The 14,418-nt window shown below is 41.6% G+C and carries 15 protein-coding genes; 6 read left to right on the plus strand and 9 right to left on the minus strand.

Annotation, left to right across the window (positions count from 1 at the left end; all coding sequences use genetic code 11):
- Position 1: 1 nt before the first annotated feature.
- Positions 2 to 2,143: a S9 family peptidase gene (locus FUA25_RS05735; RefSeq protein WP_147755946.1), complete on the minus strand. Its 2,142-nt coding sequence runs from the start codon at positions 2,141 to 2,143 to the stop codon at positions 2 to 4.
- 55 nt (positions 2,144 to 2,198) lie between these two features.
- Positions 2,199 to 2,903, minus strand: a complete 705-nt coding sequence (locus FUA25_RS05740) for a phosphatase PAP2 family protein (protein WP_147755947.1) — start codon at positions 2,901 to 2,903, stop codon at positions 2,199 to 2,201.
- Between the two features lie 198 nt (positions 2,904 to 3,101).
- On the opposite strand from FUA25_RS05740, the gene FUA25_RS05745 reads away from it, so the two are divergent.
- Positions 3,102 to 3,611 carry a YceI family protein gene (locus FUA25_RS05745; protein WP_147755948.1) on the plus strand — a complete coding sequence of 170 codons (510 nt, stop codon included), beginning with the start codon at positions 3,102 to 3,104 and terminating at the stop codon, positions 3,609 to 3,611.
- Between the two features lie 71 nt (positions 3,612 to 3,682).
- Entirely contained in the window at positions 3,683 to 4,510 is an 828-nt protein-coding gene (ygiD, locus tag FUA25_RS05750) for a 4,5-DOPA dioxygenase extradiol (protein ID WP_147755949.1), read from the plus strand.
- 66 nt (positions 4,511 to 4,576) lie between these two features.
- On the opposite strand, the gene FUA25_RS05755 is transcribed toward ygiD, so the two are convergent.
- From FUA25_RS05755 to FUA25_RS05765, 3 genes are all read right to left on the minus strand, one after another.
- The gene (locus tag FUA25_RS05755) at positions 4,577 to 6,127 is read right to left on the minus strand and encodes a serine hydrolase (protein WP_147755950.1); all 1,551 of its coding nucleotides are present in this window, start codon (positions 6,125 to 6,127) and stop codon (positions 4,577 to 4,579) included.
- A gap of 126 nt (positions 6,128 to 6,253) precedes the next feature.
- The gene (locus tag FUA25_RS05760; RefSeq protein ID WP_147755951.1) at positions 6,254 to 6,730 is read right to left on the minus strand and encodes a SixA phosphatase family protein; all 477 of its coding nucleotides are present in this window, start codon (positions 6,728 to 6,730) and stop codon (positions 6,254 to 6,256) included.
- Positions 6,731 to 6,818: 88 nt separating this feature from the next.
- A complete protein-coding gene (locus FUA25_RS05765) occupies positions 6,819 to 7,859 on the minus strand; it encodes a zinc-dependent alcohol dehydrogenase family protein (RefSeq protein WP_147755952.1) in 1,041 nt (346 codons plus the stop codon).
- A gap of 141 nt (positions 7,860 to 8,000) precedes the next feature.
- Here FUA25_RS05765 and ruvX point away from each other — a divergent pair, with 141 nt between their 5' ends.
- The 4 genes from ruvX to mazG all read left to right on the plus strand — a co-directional run bounded on the left by ruvX (position 8,001) and on the right by mazG (position 10,465).
- Positions 8,001 to 8,417, plus strand: a complete 417-nt coding sequence (gene ruvX, locus FUA25_RS05770) for a Holliday junction resolvase RuvX (RefSeq protein WP_147755953.1) — start codon at positions 8,001 to 8,003, stop codon at positions 8,415 to 8,417.
- Positions 8,414 to 8,986 (plus strand): peptide deformylase, encoded by a 573-nt coding sequence (def, locus tag FUA25_RS05775; protein WP_147755954.1) that lies wholly within the window; start codon positions 8,414 to 8,416, stop codon positions 8,984 to 8,986. Before ruvX ends, def begins: the two co-directional genes overlap by 4 nt.
- Positions 8,987 to 9,047: 61 nt before the next feature.
- Positions 9,048 to 9,611, plus strand: a complete 564-nt coding sequence (locus FUA25_RS05780) for a DUF5606 domain-containing protein (protein ID WP_147755955.1) — start codon at positions 9,048 to 9,050, stop codon at positions 9,609 to 9,611.
- Between the two features lie 83 nt (positions 9,612 to 9,694).
- Positions 9,695 to 10,465, plus strand: a complete 771-nt coding sequence (mazG, locus tag FUA25_RS05785; protein ID WP_147755956.1) for a nucleoside triphosphate pyrophosphohydrolase — start codon at positions 9,695 to 9,697, stop codon at positions 10,463 to 10,465.
- Between the two features lie 6 nt (positions 10,466 to 10,471).
- Here the strand turns inward: mazG and FUA25_RS05790 are convergent, their stop codons facing one another.
- Genes FUA25_RS05790 through FUA25_RS05805 form a run of 4 tightly spaced genes read right to left on the minus strand, consistent with a single transcriptional unit; the run spans position 10,472 to position 14,393 of the window.
- On the minus strand, positions 10,472 to 11,596 hold the full coding sequence (locus FUA25_RS05790; protein WP_147755957.1) for an ABC transporter permease: 1,125 nt from the start codon (positions 11,594 to 11,596) through the stop codon (positions 10,472 to 10,474).
- An 8-nt stretch (positions 11,597 to 11,604) separates the two neighbouring features.
- The gene (locus FUA25_RS05795; RefSeq protein WP_147755958.1) at positions 11,605 to 12,705 is read right to left on the minus strand and encodes an ABC transporter permease; all 1,101 of its coding nucleotides are present in this window, start codon (positions 12,703 to 12,705) and stop codon (positions 11,605 to 11,607) included.
- A gap of 10 nt (positions 12,706 to 12,715) precedes the next feature.
- On the minus strand, positions 12,716 to 13,468 hold the full coding sequence (locus tag FUA25_RS05800) for an ABC transporter ATP-binding protein (RefSeq protein ID WP_147755959.1): 753 nt from the start codon (positions 13,466 to 13,468) through the stop codon (positions 12,716 to 12,718).
- Position 13,469: 1 nt separating this feature from the next.
- Positions 13,470 to 14,393 carry an ABC transporter ATP-binding protein gene (locus FUA25_RS05805; RefSeq protein WP_147755960.1) on the minus strand — a complete coding sequence of 308 codons (924 nt, stop codon included), beginning with the start codon at positions 14,391 to 14,393 and terminating at the stop codon, positions 13,470 to 13,472.
- Between the last annotated feature and the right edge of the window lie 25 nt (positions 14,394 to 14,418).

Genomic DNA, 14,418 nt, shown 5'->3' on the forward strand with positions numbered 1-14,418 from the left:
ATTATTTTTTCAGATATTCATCAAAATAATCCGTTACCTTCTGCATCAGATGAACGCGGTCTTTACCGAGAACATTATGTTCGTGGCCAGGATAAACAAAGTAATCCATCTGAATGCCATGATCTACAGCCGCTTTCAGGAATTTGATGGAGTGTTGCCAAACCACGACATTGTCCTGCGCTCCGTGAATCATCAGCAGGTGACCTTTCAGGTTCTGGACTTTATCCAGAAGATTGGCCTGTTTATAGCCCTCAGGATTCGTTTGAGGCGTATCCATATATCTTTCGGTATACATGATTTCATACATGCTCCAGTCAATCACCGGGCCGCCTGCAACAGCAACTTTAAAGACATCAGGATGTTTCAGCATAAAGTTTGTCGTCATAAACCCACCGAAACTCCAGCCGTGAATTCCAAGTTTCTGAGCATCTACATAAGGAAGCGATTTAAGGTAATCTACACCTTTCAGCTGGTCATTCATCTCGGTTTCTCCCAAATGCCTGAAAACGGCCTGTTCAAACTTCATTCCCCGGTTCGATGATCCACGTCCGTCCATTGTAAAAATGATGTAGCCGTTCTGCGCCATATATTCGTACCAAAGGTTTCCAGAGGCGGGAAAACTGTTCGTTACAAGCTGCAAATGCGGTCCGTTATAAAGATAAACGATGGTGGGATATTTTTTTGCCGAATCAAAGTCAGTCGGAAGGATGATTTTTCCGTACAACAGGGTTCCGTCATCTGCTTTCAGCGTAATATATTTGATTTCCGGCCTTTTATAGTTCTTAAGCGGATTTTCCGAAGCAAGAATATTTTTGGCCTTTAGATTATTGGTGTTGATGAGATTCACATTTCGCGGAACGTCCGCATTGCTGTAAATGTCATACAGTTGCGTTCCGTCTTTGCTCAAAATTCCGGTATGCATTCCGGAAGCACTATCCAAGCGGTGTGTTTCGAAATTACTCCAGTTTACCTTGTAAAGATGTCTTTCCAACGGGGTTTCCTGGGTGGAAATGTAATAAATTTCTCTCTTTTTTTCGTTAAAGCCCAAAATGTCCGTTACGAGCCAGTCGCCTTTTGTAATCTGGGAAACCAGACCTTTTTCCAGACTGTAGTGAAAAAGGTGATTGTAGCCGGTTCGCTGACTCTGCCAGATAAAATCGGTGTTCGAATTGGGAAAAAACAGCAGTGGATGTTGAGGCTCCACATATTTATCAGATTTCTCTTCAAAAAGCGTTCTGATCAGATTACCGGTAGAAGCGTCATACTGATTCATTTTCATATCATTCTGGTCGCGGTTCAAAACGCCCACGAAAATAAATTTCGAATCTGGACTCCAGGTTACCGCCGTCAAATACTGTTCCTTGTCGCCTTCAATATTCAGAAAGGTTTTTTTACCAGAATTGATGTCGTATACTCCCAAAGTTACCTGATGTGAAGCATTCCCTGCCATCGGATATTTGATGTTGACATTTTTAGCAGGCGTTACCGACCAATCGATTACAGGATAATCGTTGACCATACTTTGATCCATGCGGTAATAAGCGATCTTTCCATTGTCCGGCGCCGGAAAAATCCCTGTGTCGATCCCGAATTCGTTACGGTGTACTGCCTGTCCGTTAACGATGTTTTCGTTCTCATCACTGGTAATGGCGGTCATTTTTCCGTTTTTATTCAGGAACAGGTTGTTTTTAACGGTATAAACTACCGTTTTTCCGTCAGAAAGCACGTTGGCGTTCTCTGCATCTTCCTGTAAGGAAGTCCAGTCACTGATCTTCCAGTCTTTCCCTGATTTTTCGAGCCAGTAATAATGGCCGTCCTTTACAAAATAGCCTCTGTTGCGGTCCTTGAATTTTATCTGCGGAAAAGCTTTCAGTTTGTTTTCTGCCGAAAGATTTCTATTGATCTGGCTCAGCGACACCAAAGTATCGGCTTTCATGCTTTGAACTTCCGTAATCAGATAGGCGTTTTTTGTTCCCTGAATATAAGATTTTGCATCATCCGTCCAGGAAAACTGGGAAATGTTTTTAATGGCGAGATTGCTTCGAAGGCCGTTAACGGCTTCGGCCATTGTGAATTTTTGGTTCTGCGCACTGAGAAGACTCCCGAAACCCAGGAATAACAGCGATATTTTTGAAAATTTCATGAATTGAATTTAAGGTCTTAAAAATAAGAAATAAAATTGAATCGTCGGATTCATCTCATTCTGCAGGAATATAAAGAGCGGTAAAAGGATCTTTTTCTGATTTTTTGCGGTTCCACCGGTACTGATGCGTCCAGTAAGCGACTTTCATGGAGAGGATCCCGAGTCCTGCGCCGAAAAGCACATCCGAAATATAGTGTTTGTTGTTTGCCATTCTCATTATCCCGATTCCGGTAGCGAATCCATAAGAAGCGTATGGAACCCATTTGTGCTGATCACCGTATTCAATCGCAAGCATTGTGGCTCCGGCGAAAGCATTCGCGGTGTGGCCGGAAGGGAATGAATACGCAGACCCGTCGGGACGCGTTTTCTTCAGCGTTTTCTTCAGCATATAGACCAAACCGAGATTGAGGACCTGACCTTTAATAAGGATCGCTGTTCTGTTTTGCCAATCAGTTCTGGGCTGCATTCCCGCGACTTCAAATCCATAAACAGCCACCATTGGGGCAAACTGCGCATAATCATCAATGTGATTGGTAAATCCGAAAAGATGCTCATTTCTCTCTTCTACGATTTCATTTTTAAGCGATTCTCTGCCGTTTGCGTCAAAAATAATTCCTGATGCCATCAGCGCGGCCGGAACATAAATTTTCTTGTACTGAAACGCGAAGCGTTTGTTGTTGAGGTTCAGAGTGTCTGTCTGCTGTGCAATATTCAGCAGAAATACATTGAAAATCATTAAAAGGGAAACCCATTTCTTCATCCTGTAATTTAATCAAATCTTTAAAACACACGCACTTTGCGTTAAATATTATTAAAGTTGAAAAGCTACGCATTAAAATCAATAAATTTACATAGCAAATGCAATGAGTTGTTTTCTTAACTTAGATCAATGTGAACCCGAAGAGGCAGTTCTATCTTTGCACTATAAAATTTAAATATTAACCAAAAACAGAATATTATGGCAACAAAATGGAATTTAGACCCAACCCACAGCGAAATTACCTTCAGAGTAAAACACCTGATGATTTCTAATGTAAAAGGACAGTTTAAGAATTTTACAGCAGAAATAAATGCGGAAGATGACACTTTTAAAAACGCAAAAACGACCGCAACCATTCACACCGATTCTGTAGATACAAACAATGCAGACCGTGATGCACATTTAAAAGGCGAAGAATTTTTCAACGCAGCTGCAAACCCAACCATTACTTTTGAATCTGATGCTTTGAATGATGAGGTTACAGGAAACTTAACCGTTAACGGCGTGACAAAACCTGTAAAACTGAATGTAGATTTTGGCGGAATCAACGTAGATCCGTGGGGAAATACAAAAGCTGGTTTTTCTTTTGAGGGCAAAATCAAAAGAAGCGATTTCGGACTGAATTGGAACGCAGCCCTGGAAGCAGGCGGCGTAATGGTTTCTGATGAAGTGAAAGTTGCAGGTGAACTGCAGTTTGTGAAAGCCTAAACAATTCACAGTATAATTCTTAAGGTTCACCCGGTAATACTGCGGTGAACCTTGTTTTTTTAAAGAATATTATGAACATCAACGATTTATCTAAAATTTCCGACGGATTCCAAAAGACAGAAAAAATGCCTGTGCTGTTTCTCGGCCACGGTTCGCCGATGAATGCCATTGAAGAAAACCAGTTTGTACAGGGTTTCAGGAATATTTCGAAAGAAATCCCTAAACCCAACGCCATCCTGTGTGTTTCAGCGCACTGGTTCACGAACGGGACCTTCGTTACGGCTATGGAAATGCCGAAAACCATTCATGATTTTTACGGATTTCCGGAAGAACTTTTCTCTGTACAATATCCGGCGCCGGGAAATCCTGAACTGGCTACACAAACCGCCACACTGCTTCTGCCGGATGTGGTGGAAGAAGACCACAATTGGGGTCTCGACCACGGAGCGTGGAGCGTCATTAGACATCTCTATCCCAATGCCGAAATTCCTGTGATCCAACTGAGTATTGATTACACCAAACCACCACAACATCATTTCGATCTTGCTGCAAGGTTGCAGAAACTCAGGGAAAAGGGCATTCTGATCATCGGGAGCGGGAATATTGTGCACAATTTGCGTATGGTAGATTTCCGACACATCAATACAGTGGGTTACGGTTACGACTGGGCATTTGAAGCCCGCGAAAAGACCAACAACTGGCTTCTCGACGGCAATTACCGGAATCTGATCGAGTACGAAAGACAGGGAACTTTCATGCAGACCGCAGTGCCCTCGCCTGATCATTATCTGCCGCTTATCTATTCGTTAGGTTTAAAGGAGAAGTCAGACACTATTTCCCTCTTCAATGATGAACTTATTGCCGGAAGCCTCAGCATGACCTCCGTTCGGATTGGCTGAGTCATTGTTAAATTTTTTTCCTTTTTTTGAGTGCAACCGAGTATTTGATCTCGTTCCGATTTAAAATTAATTCACTCTTTTCAGATCCAGGTCTTCAAAATCAAAACTGAAATCGGTAATATCGGAGATCGGTTTCATTTTCACCGACTGGGCCTTTCCGTTTTCATCAAAATTAAAATTCACAAAAACATCGGCATCATAGCTTCTTTCGTCCCATTTTGCAATCATGATGTTGGAAGAGTAGGGCAGCAGTTCACCTTTCAAACGCGGGGAGTTCTTGCAGACAATACGGAAAGTATTGCCCTCCTTCGATATCACTACTTCGCCAAACCAAATATCTTTATAAATTCCGGCAATCTGTTCCGGTTTAATTTGTGCGATTTTATCTTTTTTAAAAGTTTCAGACTTGGCAAAAATCTCTTTCTTGGCATTGTCGAAATCAGCATTCATTTTAGCTGTCCTGTCGGCGTAGTTTTTCAGCCAGTTACGGTCAGGATAACCTAAATACGAATCTTTCACGGTATTAGTCACGGCGCTAAATGCAGCTCCGGACTGCTGGTTTGTTAAAACCACGATGGCGAGTTTCATGTCGGGAATCACAGTGAACTGCGTAACGGTGCCGATGAGTCCGCCAGTGTGGTACACCTGTTTGTGACCTTTAACATCAGTCAGGAACCACCCGAGGCCATAGCCAGCGAAATTGGAATCGTAAGAATTTTTTAAAGCCACCGGTGTGGAAATCTGGAGATTCCAAAGCTGCTGAATTTGTTTATCGGAAACTAATTTTTTCCCGTCTTTGGTGGTGAATCCATTCATTAAAAACTGCGCCCAGGTCGTCATGTCACTGATGTTGCTCATAATTCCGCCTGCCGCGTTTGCCGTTTCGTTCCAGTCATGCGGAACAGCAACAGCCTTTCCGTTAACCGGGGCGTGAGCATCAATAATATTTAAACTGTTGGCGGCTTTTGCATTTTTGTAGGATCCGAAACTGGAAGTCATTCCGACAGGTTTCAGGATTCTTTCTTCAATAAACTGCGACCATGTTTTTCCGGAAATACGGTGAATCACTTCTCCCGCTACAATAAACATAATGTTGTTGTAATCGAGCGTTGTGCGGAAAGGGTTTTCGGGTTTCAAATACCGTACGTTGTGGATAATGTCATTCACGGAAAGGTTTCCCCCTTCCGGGAAAAACATCAGATCGCCCTGTCCTAAGCCGAGACCTGCGCGGTGCGTGATGAGGTCCTTGATGGTAACTTCCTGTGATACATAGGGGTCATACATCTGAAATTCGGGAATGTATTTGGTGACTTTATCATCGAAACTCAGTTTTCCCTCGTCTGCGAGCATTGCAAGCGCCGTTGTCGTGAAACTTTTTGAATTGGAAGCGATCCCTACCAAAGTATTTTCATCCATTTTCTGTCCGTTTGAAAGGGACCTCACGCCGAAGCCCTTGGCATAAATGAGCTTTCCGTCTTTAACGATCCCAACCGACATTCCCGGAACATCAAAGGTTTTAATCGTGTTCTGAATGAGTTCGTCCAGTTTCTTTTCTTCCATCTGGGAGAAAGCGAAAACTGAAATAAGGAGAAGCAGTAGGCTGAAGTTTCGTTTCATCTTTTAAGATTTTTTCAAAGATAATTTTTTTTCATTAGTCAGAGGAAATCGGACTGCAAAAAACCTTCCGGTATAGAAGGTTTTAGAATTTAATTCATTCCGACTGAGGAGAAAACCTATATTCTATTAGATTTTCTTCGGTTCATGAAAGAAAAGCAGTTTTTTTCTGGCATCCTCAAACTCCGACCATGATTGGCATTCGACCTGAAAGCCTGCAACGCCGCAGGTGGGGAAATGGAAGATATCCTCTGTCATCATATTGGCAAAGTTGGAAATACCGTTGTTGTGAGAAAACATCGCAACTGAATTCACATGATCCTCCAGATCATAAATCGCAGAATAAAAATTGTTTTCACTAGGATTATAGAGTTTTGGATCAGTTTTGATCTCCAGATCATAGATCTGGTTAAAGATTTTACATGTATTCAGGGCACGCACTGCCGGACTCGACACAAATTTTTCGATCGCGATATTGTTGTTTTTTAAATGTTTGGACATTCTGATCGCATCATCCAGGCCATTGTTTGCCAGCGGACGGTCAAAATCTTCCGTGTTTTCAGGCCAGTCGCTTTTCGCGTGTCGAATAAGTATAAGTGTTTTCATCCTGAATTGGTTTTTGGGGAAATAAAATTAAATAAAAAAAAGAGAAGTTAACAACTTCTCTTTTTTTAATATGGAAAATATTAAAATTTCAGGTAAAATTAATGATTACTTTCAGTGCTTTCTCTTTGGCAGCATTCCCAAAAACCTCATAAGCCTGAATCATATCCGAAAAGCCAAAACGGTGCGAAACCAGTTTTTCCGGTTGCAGTTTTTTGCTTTCTACATTTTTCAAAAGCATGGAGGTAGTATTTGTGCATACCAAACCCATAGTGATGGTTACGTTTCTTATCCAAAGTTCTTCAATATGCAGTTCCACAGGTTTTCCGTGTACGCCGATATTCGCCAGATGACCACCCGGTTTAAGAATTTTCTGGCAGATATCGAAAGTTGCAGGAATCCCTACTGCTTCAATCGCCACATCAACACCGTCAGCGCCTACAATTTTTTTAACACCTTCCACTGCGTTTTGAGTACCGCTGTTCACGATATCGCTCGCGCCGAAACTTTTGGAAAATTCCAGTCTTTCCTGATCCAGATCCACCATGATAATCTTCGCCGGTGTAAAAAACTGCGCGGTAAGCAGCGCAGCAAATCCGATTGGACCGGCGCCCACGATGGCAACCGTGTCTCCCGGTTTTACGGTTCCGCTCAGAACACCGATTTCAAAACCGGTAGGTAAAATGTCGCTCAGCATTACGGCGGCCTCTTCATTTACATCATCTTTTAAATGATAAAGAGAATTGTCGCCGTGCGGAATGCGCACAAACTCCGCCTGCGTTCCGTCGATCAAATGGCCGAGAATCCAACCACCGTCAGAACAGTGGGCATAAAGCTGTTTTTTGCAGTTCTCGCATTTTCCACAAGACGTGATGCAGGAAATCAGAACTTTGTCCCCTTTTCTGAAGTTTTTTACCGCTTCACCAACTTCTTCCACTATTCCCATTCCTTCGTGCCCGAGAATTCGTCCTGCAGTTACCGCCGGAACATCTCCTTTCAGGATATGCAGGTCGGTTCCGCAAATGGTAGATTTTACCATTTTTACAATCACATCGGTGGATTCTTTAATCACCGGCATCGGACAGTCAGCAAGTTCTTTTTGTCCGGGTCCTTTAAATATTAAAGCTTTCATATGTAATGAGATTTAAAATGACTGATTTAATCACCTATTAAAGTTAGCAGTAATAGTGAAGCGGAATTGTAAATTATTCTTGATTGATATCATTATTTTTTAAATTTTGTGAAGAAAGAAATATTTGTAAATTTGCAGACTATGGGGAAAATAATGGCAGTAGATTTTGGCAAAAGACGCTGCGGTATCGCCGTAACTGACGATATGAAGATAATTGCCAGTGGATTGGAAACCGTAGAAACGCAAAATATGTTTCCGTTCTGCACCTCATATTTTAACGAAAACAATGTAGAAGCTATCGTCATAGGACTTCCGACGGACTTGAAGGGTAACATGTCGGAGATTGAACAGGAAATTTTAAAGTTTATTGAGAAATTTAAAATTGCTTTCCCTGCTGTTGAAGTTCACCGTTTTGATGAACGTTTTACCTCGAAAATGGCATCTTATTTCATTTCGCAGAGCGGAAAAAGCAAAAAAAAGCGGGAAGAAAAAGGACTGATCGATAAAGTGAGTGCCACCCTGATTCTGCAGAATTTTTTAGAACAGCAACAAAAATGATATTACCGATACGCGCCTTTGGCGACTCCGTTTTACGAAAGCACTGTCAGGAAATCGATAAAAATTATCCGGGCCTGAAGGAATTGATCGACAATATGTTTGAAACAATGAATTCTGCGCATGGCATTGGACTGGCAGCACCACAGATTGGTCTGGACATCCGCCTTTTTATTGTGGATCTTTCGCCTTTGGCGGATGATGAAGATTATGCTGACATTGCCGGGGAACTTAAAATTTTTAAAAAAGTGCTAATCAATGCAAAGATTCTGGAGGAATCCGGAGCCGAGTGGAAATTCAATGAAGGCTGTCTTTCCATCCCCGATGTGCGGGAAGATGTTAAAAGAAAAGAAACAATCGTTATCGAATATTTTGATGAAAATTTTGTGAAGCACACCGAGACGTTCTCCGATATGCGTGCAAGAGTCATCCAACATGAATATGATCATATTGAAGGCATCCTGTTCACCGATCATTTGAGTTCGCTGAAAAAAAAGCTCGTGAAAGGCAAGCTTACGAAAATTTCTCAGGGTGATGTATCCGTAACCTACAAAATGAGGTTTCCAAAGTAAAAAATAAACAAATTATAACGACTGATGCAGAACGCAGCAGCCAAACAAAAAAATTAACAGTATGCAGTTAGAAAAAATTATTTCAATCTCCGGTAAACCCGGACTTTACAAACTGATCTCCCAGTTGAAAAGCGGTTTTATTATCGAGGATGTTGTAACCAAAAAGAAGGTGAGCATCGGAAATACTTCACAGGTAAGTTTACTTGATAATATCGCGATGTTTACGTTCGAAAAGGAAGTTCCTTTATTCGAAGTTTTCGAAAACGTGGCTAAGAACTATGATTATAAGGAAACTATTTCACACAAATCATCTGATGCAGAACTCAGAGAGTTCATGTCGGTATCTTTGCCCAATTATGATACTGAAAGAGTGTATGTTTCCGACATTAAAAAGCTGGCGCAGTGGTACAACATCTTAAATAAAGCAGGTTACATCACTCCGGAAAGTTTTGTAAAATCAGAAGAAACTGCAGAAGAAAAATCTGAAGATCAACCGGAACTGGGAGATAAAAAAACTGCAAAAAAAGCAGCTCCGAAAACAGAGAAAACCACTACGCCAAAAGCGAAAATCTCTACCTCTTCGGCAAAAGCAGCTCCGAAAAGCACGCACCGGAAAATGGGATAATTTTTGATCCAACTCAATAAACAAACCTTGTCTTTACCGGCAAGGTTTTTTGTATTTTTACACGAACCTTATTATTGCCAGATATGAACACGAAACAAGAAAAACTCGATGCTTTTTCCCGGCTTTTAGATATTATGGATGACCTGCGCGAAAAATGTCCGTGGGACCAGAAGCAGGACCTTCAGAGCCTCCGTCATCTGACCCTGGAAGAAGTGTACGAACTTTCTGATGCACTATTGCAGGAAGATCTGCCGGAAATTAAAAAGGAACTCGGCGACGTATTGCTTCATCTGGTTTTTTATGCAAAAATAGGTGCAGAGAAGAACAGTTTCGACATTGCCGATGTCATCAACTCCCTGAATGAAAAACTCATTTTCCGGCATCCACATATTTACGGAGATGTTGAGGTAAAAGATGAAGAAGAAGTGAAACAGAACTGGGAAAAACTGAAACTTAAAGAAGGCAACAGATCGGTCCTTTCGGGCGTTTCAAAGGGGATTCCAAGCATGGTAAAAGCGTACCGGATTCAGGATAAAGTAAAAGGCATTGGTTTTGAATTTCACGACGCGGAAGATGCCTGGAAAAAAGTAGATGAAGAGTTGGCAGAATTCCATGCGGAAACCGACCTTGATAAAAAAGAACAGGAACTGGGTGATGTGTTTTTCTCGCTCATCAATTACGCGCGGATTTCGGGCATAAATCCTGATTCTGCGCTCGAAAGAACGAATATCAAGTTTATTTCGCGTTTTCAGAAAATGGAAGAACTTGCTTTAAGCAGAGATTTAAAACTTCAGGATATGTCTCTTGACGAAATGGATGTCCTCTGGGAAGAAGTGAAACTTATGACCCGTTAATAGCTGTTAATTCGTTTTCCGGTAGCGCGCAATAGCCCAGCTGATTACGACAATACCCAACGCTGTAATAAATATAAAGTGGGGCAGCAAATCCATGAAGCTGCTGTTTTTCAGCATAATTAATCGGATTCCGTCAACACCATAAGTTACCGGATTCACGTAAGCGATATATTTAGCCCACTCCGTCATGCTTTCTATCGGGGTGAAAAGCCCACTCATAAGAATGAAAATCATCATAAAGAAAAACACTACAAACATTGATTGCTGTTGCGTTTCACTGTAAACCGAAACCAAAAGTCCCATTCCCAAAATGGTGATAAGGTACAGTGAAATAAATGCGTAGAGCAGCATAAAACTTCCCTGCATCTGAATTTTATACACGAAAATGGTGACCACTAGTCCAATGCTGAACGCAAACATGGCCAATAGCCAAAACGGAATGAGTTTACCCAGGATGAAATCCCGTTTCCTGATTGGCGATACATTAATCTGTTCGATGGTTCCTGTTTCTTTTTCTGCTACGATATTTAAAGCAGTTAAATAACCGCCAATTAAAGTCACCAAAAACGCCAGAATTCCGGGAACCAAAGAAAGCCTGTAGTTGTAACCCTCATTAAACCAGAATTTCGGCACCAATTCAAGACCGGAGGTTTTCTCTATACTTTCCAGTTCAGGAGTCATTTTAACCTGAACCTCTTCATTATAATCCTGCAGAATCTGAGCAAGATAAGCTGCGGAAAGTCCGGCTTTGGTACCGTTGATGGCATTGATGGCGATCAGCACTTTCTGACTGTTTTCCCTCACCAGATCTTTTTCAAAATTATTGGGAATTTCAATAACCAAATCGGCCCGGTCTTTTTCCACATTCTCATAGGCCTTGCGGTAATTTTCGCTGTAGGACACGATTTTAAAATATCCGGACGCTGTGATTTTCCGGATGAGTTCGCGGGATAAACCGGATTTGTCATGGTCTACCACTGCAATTTTTATATCCTTTATTTCGTAATTCGCGGCTAAAGGTAAAATGATCAACTGCACTACCGGCATCACGAATATAACGGCCAAAATCGCCTTGTTCCTGAAAATTTGCAGGAATTCTTTTTTAATTAATATGCGCAGTGTTCTAAACATTTTTTGAATTATTGCAGCCGTATTTTAAATTTTTTCACCGCGATGACAAACAAGGCCGTCATCATTCCTACCAGAATCAAAACGTGTTTCCAGATGACCTCGAAGCCAGTTCCTTTGATCATGATATTTTTTACGATTTCATAATACCATTTGGCAGGAATTACATTGCTCACTATCTGAAGCGGAATTGGCATATCCTCAACTGGGAACATGAATCCGCTCAGCATGAGCGTTGGAAGCAAAGTGCCAATAAGTGAAATCAGCATGGCGGTTTGTTGGGTTCCGGCCAGAATTGAAATAACAATCCCGATTAAAAGATTGGTGGTGATGAAAATAATACTGATTCCAAACAGTAGAAAAAGATTTCCTTTGATTGGTAAATCGAGTACGGTAACACTTAGTATCAGGATAGAAGTTAGAATGATCATTGATAAGATAAAATAAGGAATTGCTTTTGCCAAAATTATAACGTAAGGTTTCATGGGTGAAACAAGCAATACTTCCATGGTTCCGGTTTCTTTTTCCCTCACAATAGCGATGGCGGTCATTAACACACAGATGATGAGAAGGATAAATGCCATCACTCCGGGAACGAAATTGGGTGCGCCTTTCAGTTGAGGGTTGTAAAGCATCCGGATTTCCGGCAGGATTCCGGAACGCTGCTGCACGGTTTGCTGTCCATAAAAATCCAGAATGATATTCGACAAGAAATTATTGATCTGATTGGCCAAATTGATGTCGGTTGCATCGGTGATCATTTGTAATTGAGCTTTTCTTCCACTGTTCAAATTTTGGGAAAACTGTTCAGGAATTACGACAATCATCTTTATTTTTCCGCCTTTGAAGGCATCTTCTGCTTCGTGAATGGATTTCAGCTCCTGATCGAGATCAAAATACTGATTTGCATCTATTTTCGCAACCAAATCGATGGATGTTTGGGATTTATCCTGATCCAAAATCCCGATTTTCGTGTTTTTAACTTCGGTACTTAAGGCGAAACCGAAAAGCATGATCTGCACCACCGGCATTCCGAAAAGAATGAGCAAGGTTCTTTTGTCGCGCAGTACGTGTAAAAATTCTTTTCGTACAAAAGTGATGAGCTGTTTCATTTTTCAGTGCTTATTCAGAACGTTTCGCGCCTCGTGCCAGTTCATAAAAAACTTCATCCATATTTTTTGAGCTGAATTGTTTTTTCAGATTTGCGGGCGTATCCAGAGCCGCAATTTTTCCGTCCACCATAATCGAAACGCGGTCGCAGTACTCTGCTTCATCCATATAATGCGTCGTCACAAAAACCGTGATGCCGCGGTCCGCCGCTTCATAAATCATGTCCCAGAATTGTCGCCGCGTTACAGGATCCACGCCGCCGGTGGGTTCGTCCAGAAACACAATCTGCGGATCATGAAAAACGGCGACTGAGAAGGCGAGTTTCTGTTTCCACCCTAACGGCAGTTCAGAAACCAGTTTGTTTTTTTCTTTTTCCAAATTGAGTTTGTGGAGAAGTTCTGAGCTTTTTTCCTTCAGTGTTTTTCGTGGGATTCCATAGATACCACCGAAGAATTCCAAATTTTCTTTCACGGTTAAATTGCCGTACAGGGAAAATTTCTGACTCATATAACCAATACTTTTCTTAATTTTTTCGGTTTCCCTATAGACATTAAAACCCGCCACTGTTGCTGTGCCTGAAGTGGGAGCCGATAATCCGCAGAACATTCGCATTGCCGTTGTTTTTCCGGCACCGTTGGCGCCCAGAAAGCCAAATATTTCTCCTTTTCTCACCTCAAAAGTGATGTGATCCACCGCAGTGAATTCTCCGAAAACCTTCGTGATGTTTTCCGCTTTAATGGCGGTATTTTGATATTCAGAATTCATTTTAATTTGATAATAAGCGGATGAAACTGTCTTCAATGCTGGCTTTTACAGGATTGATTTCAATATTGTTAAAGCCTTGATGTTTTAAATATTCCTGAACTGATGGGGTGTTAAAATCTTCATCTCTGTCAATGGTAAGGTGCACAAATTCTCCGTAGGCATACACATTTTTCTTTTGTTCAAAACTTCCCAGAGCACTTAAAACCGCAGAAGTTTTCCCGGCTTTCACTTCGAAAAGTAAATCAGGAAAAGTATTGCTGATATTGTCGGGAGTTTCGATGGACAGGATTTTTCCGTGGTGGATTAAGGCGATCCTGTCGCAGAGAGCGGCTTCGTCCATATATGGGGTTGCCACGACCATCGTGATTCCCTGTTTTTTCAGACGTTGCAACATCTCCCAGAATTCCTTCCGGGAAACAGGATCTACTCCGGTGGTGGGTTCATCCAGAAATAAAACCTTCGGCTTGTGAATAAGGGCACAGCACAGGGCCAACTTCTGTTTCATTCCTCCTGATAATTTACCTGCTGCCCGGTCTTTGAAAGGTTCGATCTGAATGTAAATGTCTTTGATTAAATCGTAATTTTCTTCAATAGTAGTATTGAAAACGCTCGCAAAAAATCCTAAATTTTCTTTTACGGTCAAATCCGGATAAAGTGAGAACTTTCCGGGCATGTATCCCAGAACCTGTCTGATTTTTTTATAATCTATCACGATGTCGAGTCCTTCAACCGAAGCTGAACCGGAGTCGGGGAGAAGCACGGTTGTCAGCATCCTGAAAATGGATGTTTTTCCGGCACCGTCGGGACCAATCAAACCGAAAATTTCACCTTGACTTACATCAAAACTTACATCTTCCACCGCCAGGATTTTTGCTTTTCCTTTGCCGTAGGTTTTGGTAAGATTGCTGACGATTATAGATTTCATTGGTTTTGTTTTAACCTGCAATGCA

Origin of the sequence: Chryseobacterium sp., assembly GCF_008014695.1 — a bacterium.
GTDB lineage: Bacteria > Bacteroidota > Bacteroidia > Flavobacteriales > Weeksellaceae > Kaistella.

Bases quoted from the DNA above. Each gene is read 5' to 3' on its own strand.
- FUA25_RS05735 (WP_147755946.1), bottom strand. From the start codon at position 2,143: ATGAAATTTTCAAAAATATCGCTGTTATTCCTGGGTTTCGGGAGTCTT.
- FUA25_RS05755 (WP_147755950.1), bottom strand. From the start codon at position 6,127: ATGAAACGAAACTTCAGCCTACTGCTTCTCCTTATTTCAGTTTTCGCT.
- ygiD (WP_147755949.1), top strand. From the start codon at position 3,683: ATGAACATCAACGATTTATCTAAAATTTCCGACGGATTCCAAAAGACA.
- FUA25_RS05780 (WP_147755955.1), top strand. From the start codon at position 9,048: ATGCAGTTAGAAAAAATTATTTCAATCTCCGGTAAACCCGGACTTTAC.
- FUA25_RS05800 (WP_147755959.1), bottom strand. From the start codon at position 13,468: ATGAATTCTGAATATCAAAATACCGCCATTAAAGCGGAAAACATCACG.
- FUA25_RS05760 (WP_147755951.1), bottom strand. From the start codon at position 6,730: ATGAAAACACTTATACTTATTCGACACGCGAAAAGCGACTGGCCTGAA.
- FUA25_RS05790 (WP_147755957.1), bottom strand. From the start codon at position 11,596: ATGTTTAGAACACTGCGCATATTAATTAAAAAAGAATTCCTGCAAATT.
- def (WP_147755954.1), top strand. From the start codon at position 8,414: ATGATATTACCGATACGCGCCTTTGGCGACTCCGTTTTACGAAAGCAC.
- FUA25_RS05765 (WP_147755952.1), bottom strand. From the start codon at position 7,859: ATGAAAGCTTTAATATTTAAAGGACCCGGACAAAAAGAACTTGCTGAC.
- FUA25_RS05795 (WP_147755958.1), bottom strand. From the start codon at position 12,705: ATGAAACAGCTCATCACTTTTGTACGAAAAGAATTTTTACACGTACTG.
- mazG (WP_147755956.1), top strand. From the start codon at position 9,695: ATGAACACGAAACAAGAAAAACTCGATGCTTTTTCCCGGCTTTTAGAT.
- FUA25_RS05805 (WP_147755960.1), bottom strand. From the start codon at position 14,393: ATGAAATCTATAATCGTCAGCAATCTTACCAAAACCTACGGCAAAGGA.
- ruvX (WP_147755953.1), top strand. From the start codon at position 8,001: ATGGGGAAAATAATGGCAGTAGATTTTGGCAAAAGACGCTGCGGTATC.
- FUA25_RS05745 (WP_147755948.1), top strand. From the start codon at position 3,102: ATGGCAACAAAATGGAATTTAGACCCAACCCACAGCGAAATTACCTTC.
- FUA25_RS05740 (WP_147755947.1), bottom strand. From the start codon at position 2,903: ATGAAGAAATGGGTTTCCCTTTTAATGATTTTCAATGTATTTCTGCTG.